6 protein-coding genes and 1 pseudogene are annotated in these 8,246 nt (G+C 43.8%); all 7 read right to left on the bottom strand.

Going from position 1 to position 8,246, the window contains the following annotated elements; translation table 11 throughout:
• Positions 1 to 387 (bottom strand): annotated as a pseudogene (locus N0B36_RS23365) (tyrosine-type recombinase/integrase); the annotation flags it as partial.
• 582 nt (positions 388 to 969) lie between these two features.
• A complete protein-coding gene (locus tag N0B36_RS23360) occupies positions 970 to 1,509 on the bottom strand; it encodes a hypothetical protein (RefSeq protein ID WP_259689333.1) in 540 nt (179 codons plus the stop codon).
• Between the two features lie 146 nt (positions 1,510 to 1,655).
• Entirely contained in the window at positions 1,656 to 2,138 is a 483-nt protein-coding gene (locus N0B36_RS23355) for a hypothetical protein (protein ID WP_259689331.1), read from the bottom strand.
• Between the two features lie 64 nt (positions 2,139 to 2,202).
• Positions 2,203 to 3,459, bottom strand: a complete 1,257-nt coding sequence (locus N0B36_RS23350; protein ID WP_259689329.1) for a fimbrial protein — start codon at positions 3,457 to 3,459, stop codon at positions 2,203 to 2,205.
• Positions 3,456 to 4,178, bottom strand: a complete 723-nt coding sequence (locus N0B36_RS23345) for a molecular chaperone (protein ID WP_259689328.1) — start codon at positions 4,176 to 4,178, stop codon at positions 3,456 to 3,458. The genes N0B36_RS23350 and N0B36_RS23345 overlap by 4 nt, the downstream gene beginning before the upstream one ends.
• A gap of 36 nt (positions 4,179 to 4,214) precedes the next feature.
• Positions 4,215 to 6,785 (bottom strand): fimbria/pilus outer membrane usher protein, encoded by a 2,571-nt coding sequence (locus N0B36_RS23340; RefSeq protein ID WP_259689326.1) that lies wholly within the window; start codon positions 6,783 to 6,785, stop codon positions 4,215 to 4,217.
• A 102-nt stretch (positions 6,786 to 6,887) separates the two neighbouring features.
• Entirely contained in the window at positions 6,888 to 7,460 is a 573-nt protein-coding gene (locus tag N0B36_RS23335) for a fimbrial protein (RefSeq protein ID WP_259689325.1), read from the bottom strand.
• Positions 7,461 to 8,246: the final 786 nt, after the last annotated feature.

Genomic DNA, 8,246 nt, shown 5'->3' with positions numbered 1-8,246 from the left:
TTTGCCGATGGCGGGGAAAACTACACGCTCAAGCATATCCAGTCGCCGCGTTTTGGTGATTTCGGCCCAGTCTTTCATCTGCAACCACTCTTTGGCGATCAGCTCAAAGGTGTTAGATGCGTCATTGACCTTACGGATCTTATCTAACTGACGAGCCTGTATCGGGCTAATTCCATCTGCGACTTGCTTACGCGCTTGCTCGCATTTCTCGCGAGCTTCGGCAAGTTTGACCGTCGGGTACTCACCCAGCGCAAACATGCTGGATTTACCGTTGAGTTTAAACCGATAGCGCCATGCCTTTTTACCATTGGGTTTCACTTCGAGGTAGAGACCATTGAAATCATTAAGTCGATAGAGTTTTTCTTTCGGCTTGGCAGTGCGGCATTCGTATCAGTGAACCTAACGGGGCCTTGTTTGTTTATTATACCGTTATCGTACCCACTAAAAATGAAGATGGCAGAATGTTGTGCTCATTCATGTACTCATTTTTGACTGTCTCGTTACGAGACAGATGCACACTCTCTGAAATAAAAAATCCACGCAACTGCGTGGATTTTATAGGGTTTTGCCGTTATTATGAGATTCAGTGAAACCTCATGAGACAGCAAATTTTATTTAGACGTTAAATCGTGATTTTGGTATTATATCATTGATATATATTGCTTTGTTTGTTAGATTGTCTTAAATGTACTCATTGTTGTACTCATTTTGGAGTTGGCTTGCTTTCGTAATGTGAAGGTCGTATGTTCGACTCCATTATCGGTACCATTTCAAACTCTTGCCAAGTCTGAACGGCGGGGTAATGTCTGGGATTCACACGGCCTGCATTGATCAAATCACGCCCGTATCAGGCATGAAGAATACCCGGCAACCCTCATGTGCCGGGAAATGGATTGCAAGAATTCATTCTGGCAATAAAAGTTATCGCTATATCCTGAAATGAAATATAAGGTTATTGACCGTGATTTCTCATGGTAGTAATTGCAGTAAAATAATCATTGTATACATTGTAAAAGCAGGATGGAATTTTAAAAAACCACTATTGATGACAACTTCATTTTTTATTCGGTAGACACTTTTTTTACACATATTAATTTCATCAGCAATGCCTTGAATGCTGTGCCCTTGGTTAAAAAGTTCCAGATTTCTCATATTTCGACTGTTGATGACAGGATGGTTTATTTCGGTTATATTTTGCAGGCTCTTGATAATGTAACCAGATGGGTCTTTTTTAGATAAAAAACTGCGATTCATCTTAAGAAAACAGAGGGGTAAATCAAATATATAGATCAAGTGACATTTTTTATTGATGTCACGATGCAGGAATGTAGTATCTGAAAAACTGTCAACATCGATAATAATAACATCACCTTTATTAATAAAAACAGTCTTTATAATATCTGTAATGCTTTTAAATAACACGGGGTAAACACACAATCCCCCCTCGCGTAAAACGGTAGTGAGTCCGAATGAAAAAAAATGGTCTCGGGAGATTATCATTACGCTCATAATATTTCCTTTTTTCTTTCATGCCTTTGTCATTATTTTAGCGATAGGCATAAATATGCTGAGACAAATCCGCATTAAAAACGTTTACTGTAACGATATGGGGGAAGGGCTGAATCTTACTTTTTAATTGTAGTTTTTGCTTAAAATTATGCTCGCCATTTTTTAAAGGAATAGCTACAAGTAATAATACCAACCCCACTTAGCAATGAGAAAAATAATAATGTTGGCCATCGATTATCCTGTGGACTCTTTTCTTTATTTAATTTTGAAACACGATAGTTGCCGTTGCGATCGACAAATATTTCATACGTCCGTGCATATCGGGTACCACGCTTTTTGATGGCGCTGGCCTGAAGAGGGGTTATCTGATCTTCTTTCTCATACTTTTTATCTGCGGACCTGAATTTAGCATAGTAGCGGTTTACTTTTTTATAGGAGCGTCGGCCCGTTTTTTCTGAAACCTCCTTCATGGTAACCTCACCTGTCGTAACCAGCTTGTAAATACCAATGCTCTGGTAATTACGCCAGATGTTGTATGCCGTTGGGACAGCAAAAAGCAATCCTGTGGCAGTCAGAATGCCGGAGATGATAACGATTTTGAACCACCCGGGTTTATGATTATTACTCATATATTACTCAAGCTCCTTTATTATAAATTTAAAATTGTCCTCTCTATCGATAAAAAATACGATGTTAGTTATAAGTAACCATCATGTTTAATTTTCCGGAGACGGGGCCAGTATAAGGGTTACCGTTGCGAACGATATTGCCGGTTTGCAGGTAATTAGCGGTAAAATTTACTGAGCTACTAGAGTCATAAACAGGTGTTGATGAAGCATCTGTTTTCGCCGTACCGTGGCTACCCGTGTTGATCGTCGTGGTACCATCAATATTCACTCTGTTGCCGTTATAACGCAATTCGATCCCCAGATTATCAATTTTTCCCCCGTTACTATCATAAAGACTAATATTTCTCTCCGTTCCTGAGTTGGGACTGTTTCCTGCATCAGAAAATTTAAAATATACGTTCGATAATCTGCCTGAACATTTCAGCGATAACTTGATCGGAACATCATTTCCCCGAGCTATAGCTCCGGTATATTTATAGGTGTCGCCAACCCAGCGCCCCATGGGAATAGTGTAATCCGTCTGGTCCAGAATGCAGGATGGAGCGGCAACAGTTATTGATGAACCAGCAAACAAGTTTGTCGGAAGTGCGGGGCTAAGAATAGCTGTTGTTGTCCATGACATAGTACTTGATGCTAAACTCAGTGCGCCATAACCAGAGATATTTCCTGTTTTTACTAACTCGCCTCTTATTGACAGCAGAGCCTCACCACCAAGTGAATATGAGTTGATAGCAGTTCTTTTAATTTGTACATTATTAGATAGCCTGGGGGTCCGTAGATACAAATACTCCACATCTTTATTGGCATATAGCGATCCTGATTCGGTGTTATATAAGTAAATCCATTGATAACGATTTCCGTTATAGCTGGTTAATACTGCAGAGTGTGCTTTTACGTAAAGTTTTATTCCCAGGCCAGAAATATTGGTGGGAAATATTCCATCGGTATGGCTGGAGCCAGATATCGCCATTTCCAATATCGCGGCATTGATGTTAATAGTCTTCCCATTATAAACCATATCGCCTGTCGAATTCGCTATACCGCTGCCGGTACAATTTACCCCTATATTCGGGAGGAAATTACTGTAATCCCATGAGAATAAAACCGTCCCTGTTGCAATACTGTTGTCAACGACCAGGGTCCTGGCAACCTGAAAGGGCCGGATATCCGGTATCTGATAGATACAGGTTCCCGCCGCTTTTCCGGCATTGGTTCCTGTATACCAGTTGTAGGGGTAGGAATATGTCGCAGCAGAAACTTCTGAAGTGACAATCGGAACAAACAATGCGCCGCACGCTAATAATACAAGCCCGTTATTCATTGCAGAACCTCAACTTTGTATTCTGTGCCTGCTCCCCCCCAGTCATTTATCGAGCTCCAGGTGACGTTCACTTTGCTGGCTTTAATATGAGCGGGGAGTTGATAACGTTGAGAACCCATTGGCGGTACCATATTGTGCTTGTCATCCAGACGTACCGCTTTGCCGTTAATTGAGCCAGCGGCAAGCTCCCCAAAACTGATGTAATAAGGTGTTGGGTTCGTCACTTTAAGCCAGGATGATGAGCCGTTTTTTTCCATACTCCAGGTGAGAGCCTGGGCCGCTTTAATGGCGTCAGTTGAGTTTAATCCTTGTGGACGAACAAAAACCTTCAGGCGGCTGCGAATTGCCACAACAAGACGGTTATCGATATCTTTGGCTTTCGGGGGTATTTCCTGTAATGACAGCCAGAACACTGATTCCCGGTCCTGCGGGATTTCACTGTTTAAAACCACCAGGCGAAGCTTACCCTGTTTTTTACCTTCCAGTTTCATCACCGGAGGGGTCAGTACTAACGGGATATTGCTGTCTTTGCCATTAGTATCTTCCAGCCACGACTGCACCATATAGGTTTCGCTGCTGTCGTTGATGATTTCAACGGACGTCTCTTTATCCTGCGCATAGGCAACGACGCGCGTTAACTGCGGTCGTACTGCCGCATGCGCCACGCTGCACAGCGCCCCCGTTAAGAGTAAAAATGGAATGAATCGATATTTGCTCATTTTTATCAAATCCTTTTAGTGGTGTAATCCCGTCATTTAATGACATGCAACAGCCTGTTTTTTGTGCCAGCTATCCGGGTTATTTGCTGTCTCAGGTGCCGCCGGTAGAACAAACTGGCATTGATGCGCTTTCCCTTTTCCCCATACCACAGTCAGGTACTGATCTGCGCGAGCATCCAGCCCGCTCAGGTAGGCAATACCGTTGTTCCCAACAATGCCGGCTTCTTCATCTTCCCCTTCAAGGTATACCATTGCTCCCAATGGAATCGCTTTCTGGCTTCGAATATCAATCAACGCTCTTCTGCCCACGCGGGTGGCGAATTTAAGATGTACGGCGGCACCTTCACTGGGGACGACGCGTCGGCTGGAGTCTTTGATCTCAACGTTCCCGGCACTGGCGGTATCAAGATTAATGGTGTTGTAACGATAAGGTGTAAGCCAGGTGACAACCGCGTGGCCAAAGTAATCCGTTTTTGCATTATTGGTACCGGAAACGCCGATACCGGATGCGCCCTGCGTTTCAACAATGCCAATCGTTTTGCCAAGTGCCGGTGACAGAATGACGCCTCCGCTGTACATCGTTACGCCACCGCTCATGCCTGCGGAATACTGCTGATAGCCGTTACTGCGACCGACTCCCGCGCTGACGTTAGCCAGGCTACCGTTGTAACCAACAGAGCCGGATTGTGAATACTTGCCGTGAGCATCACGCTGCAGGTTCGCGGAATAATTGACTCTGTTGTCCAGAACGGTATCGGAGTAACCAAGGGACTGAGAATATTGATTGTTGTTGTCCCGGTTCAGGTTGTAACTCAGCGACCCCAGGTTTTGATCGGCGTGACCTAATGGCATGCTTACTGACAGATTCACCATGTTATTATCATTCGCGTTGTCCTGGGTTTTCGTCAGCGAGAGGGCGATACTCGCCCGACCAACGGTGGTTCCCACGCCACCGCTAATAGAATAGCTATTACTCTGCGATCCGTAGTACCGATCCTGACTCATCGAAAGATACAGGCTGCCAAATCCGTCCATATTCTGGTTAAGGGTCATTTCAAAACGGTTGCGTTTTCGGCGATCCCATTCACTGTCGCTCCGTCTATATCCATCAATATTCTGATATTGGCTTTTAGATATAAACTCTTGAAAATCGAGAAAATTCTTTGAGCGATATTGATAACCCAGTATTTGCAGTGAAGTCCCTGTGGAATCAAATTGTCTGGCAAACAGAAAACGCGCCGCTGACCCCTCGCTCTGGCGGTCATTATTCCAGGTGTCCCGATGACGTGTGTGCGCAATTTCGGTAGAAAAAGCGCCGATGCTGCCGATGTTCCAGGCTATTCCACCCGATATGGACTGATAGTCCCTGGCGATTTGCAGAGAACTGTTTAACGTGTAATGTTCAAAGCCACGTTCCAGACTTGCCGTCGTAATCCAGGGCTCGTCTGTGGAGCGTCCCTGCGTTCGGTATTTGCCTGCTGCAGTGCTGTAGCGCGTGATGCCAGGCCGAATCATATTGGGCAGCGCGGTATAGGGCACACGAAATGATTGCACTTGACCATCAGACTCTTCTACCATCACATCAAGGTCGGCACCGATCTGCGCACTGTAGATATCGTCGATTGCGAAAGGACCGGGCGTTAAGGTCGTGCTATAAATAATGTTCGATCTTTGGCGTACTACCAGTCGTGCATTCGTTCTGGCAACGCCGCGAATGACCGGAGCGTAACTAAACTGATTATCCATTAACATACGATCGTTGGTTGCCAATGACACACCGCTTAATGGCAGAGAACCCATCATATATCCTGACGTTTTCGTATAAATTTCTCCTGCCTGAAAGTTACTGCGCAAGGAAGCAAAATCGCGAGAAATATACATCCGGTCATGATTTGATTCCCATGACTTGCCAGGATTGCGATAAAATGTATCGATACTATAAAAACGCCATGCGCCCAATGAGCCAACACTGTTTAAATTAACGTAGGTGCTGTTCTGTGTAGTATCGTCGGTTTTCCAGCCGTTGCTTTTATATCCTTTGGTTTTTGAAGAGTAAAAATAGCCGCTATAACTTGTACGTAATGAAGTAATACCATGATCCCACTCTTTTTCGGGTATCATAGTAAAGTGCTGTGTTTCAAGAGCTTCTTGCGGGACGGTAATATGTAAAACCTGTTGAGCATCTTCATAATGCTGATGTGCTGCCGGGATGCGTTTGACGAGATCCTCACATTGCATTCCATCGCTATTGGTACTCTCTTCCTCCCAGTCTGAATAGAGATCAACTTTAATCCCAAATGATTTAAGCTGTTCCCGGGATAAGCAAGGAATGACGCGATTCCCTTCATCTTTTATAAAATGGATTTCCAGTTGCTCTGTTGCTCTGTCATTGATTGTGATATCTACGGTTTTTAAACCTGGCGTTATCGCGTTTTGATAGACAAAAACATCAGGCGTTGCTCCATTTTTATTCTTACGTAAAAATGCTTCCTCGAAATCACCCCCGGCTTTTAGCTGAAATGGGACTAACCCACAAAAGCATAAAAGACCAACAGGTGAAAACTTTTTTGTTACGCAGGTGTCATGTTGCGACAATAAGAGAAGCATTGCGTCATTCCTTTACGTCATTGTTCTTTCGTAACTATCTTATTTATCTGTATAGTATTCCAGTACAGACAGATAACAGTCTCAGGTAATAATGCTGATTAGTTAAAAGTAGGAAATAACGTAATCAGCAACACCTGTAACGGGGCCTGCGGTAACTGACGTACTCAGAGACTTATAGGCAGCCAGGTAATTCAGGGTCACGTTGCCTGACGTGGCTGGTAACGTTTCGCCAGGATCGGCATTTGCGCCGCCGTTAAGGTCAATCTGCACACCCGCTGGGGTCAGGATCGCGATACCAACATCTCCCGCGCCGCTGACAGCGGTATTTCCCATGATGTAACTATCACCAGCGGCTGCTGTCGTTGTGGTGAACAGCGCTCTGACATTGTTCAGTTGCACGGTGGCTTCACATCCATTCAGTTCTATGCTGAAAGCGGTGTGACCTGTCAGGGTGCCGGCAGAGCCATTCAGCGTTTCACTGGCGACGTTCGGCAGTGTTACGGTGGCGGGTTGTGTCATGGTACCCCCAGTCGGTCCTGCGCCGACAATAGAAGTACATGCACTGGCAGTAACATTACCATTGAAAGTAATCGTACCATCAGCGGCATTTGCGGAGACAGATATCACCATAGCAGAAGATATTAATGCTGATAATAACAGACGGTTGAATTTCATTTTAAACTCCATTTATAAGTAACAAAAGAAAGAAATACCACCATGGTTTAAACGATAGCTGATACTTATTTAGCTATAGTTAATAAAGCGATAACTTTAATCCTTGATCCTGAGAGGATTCATTCCCATCTCATGATAACATCGAAAATATTGATCTTTTTGAGTCTGAGGATTTCACCTTTATTATGCTGAGATTATTCCTAATATAATAAATAAAAATTAACTAAGTCAAATGCAAATGCCGAGAATAATCTGATTTTCCTTTTTTATGCAAACGTTACTAATATCAATATTTTAATAAATGCATAAGTATTTTTAATCTATTGGTCGGTATTACACACGATGGACGCCAAATGGGTTACATTTGATATACAGTACTTTTTTAAAATCTGCTCATATCGGGAGGAGGCTCCGGTAACTTCTGCTGAAGTTACCGGACGTTCGGGGGAGGGGGGACAGTCTGTGCAGGCGGCTATGGGTTATTAAAACCAGTTACAGCGAATAGCATGTTCGCGATCAACGTCGGGAGAATATCTTCGATCACATATGACCTGTACGACAACCGGGGCGATATCTCAGTCAGGAGGCCATTAGACAGGCCTCGTTGTGAGGAGCGAATCTGCTTACAGATGTGGGATCGATCCATTAGTCTGGAATACACCGGCATCATGGGGGGCGAGTCTAAATTTTCTAATGTACTCATTGGTTTTTGATGTCCATTTACTTAATTTTTTAATGAGTTAATGAGTTAATGAGTTAATGAGTTAATGAGTTAATGAGTTAATG

Origin of the sequence: Citrobacter sp. XY323, from assembly GCF_025106035.1 — a bacterium.
In the GTDB taxonomy this organism is placed as follows: domain Bacteria; phylum Pseudomonadota; class Gammaproteobacteria; order Enterobacterales; family Enterobacteriaceae; genus Citrobacter; species Citrobacter braakii.
The sequence above is the reverse complement of the archived record's forward strand: the minus strand, read 5'-3'. Positions and strand labels throughout refer to the sequence as shown.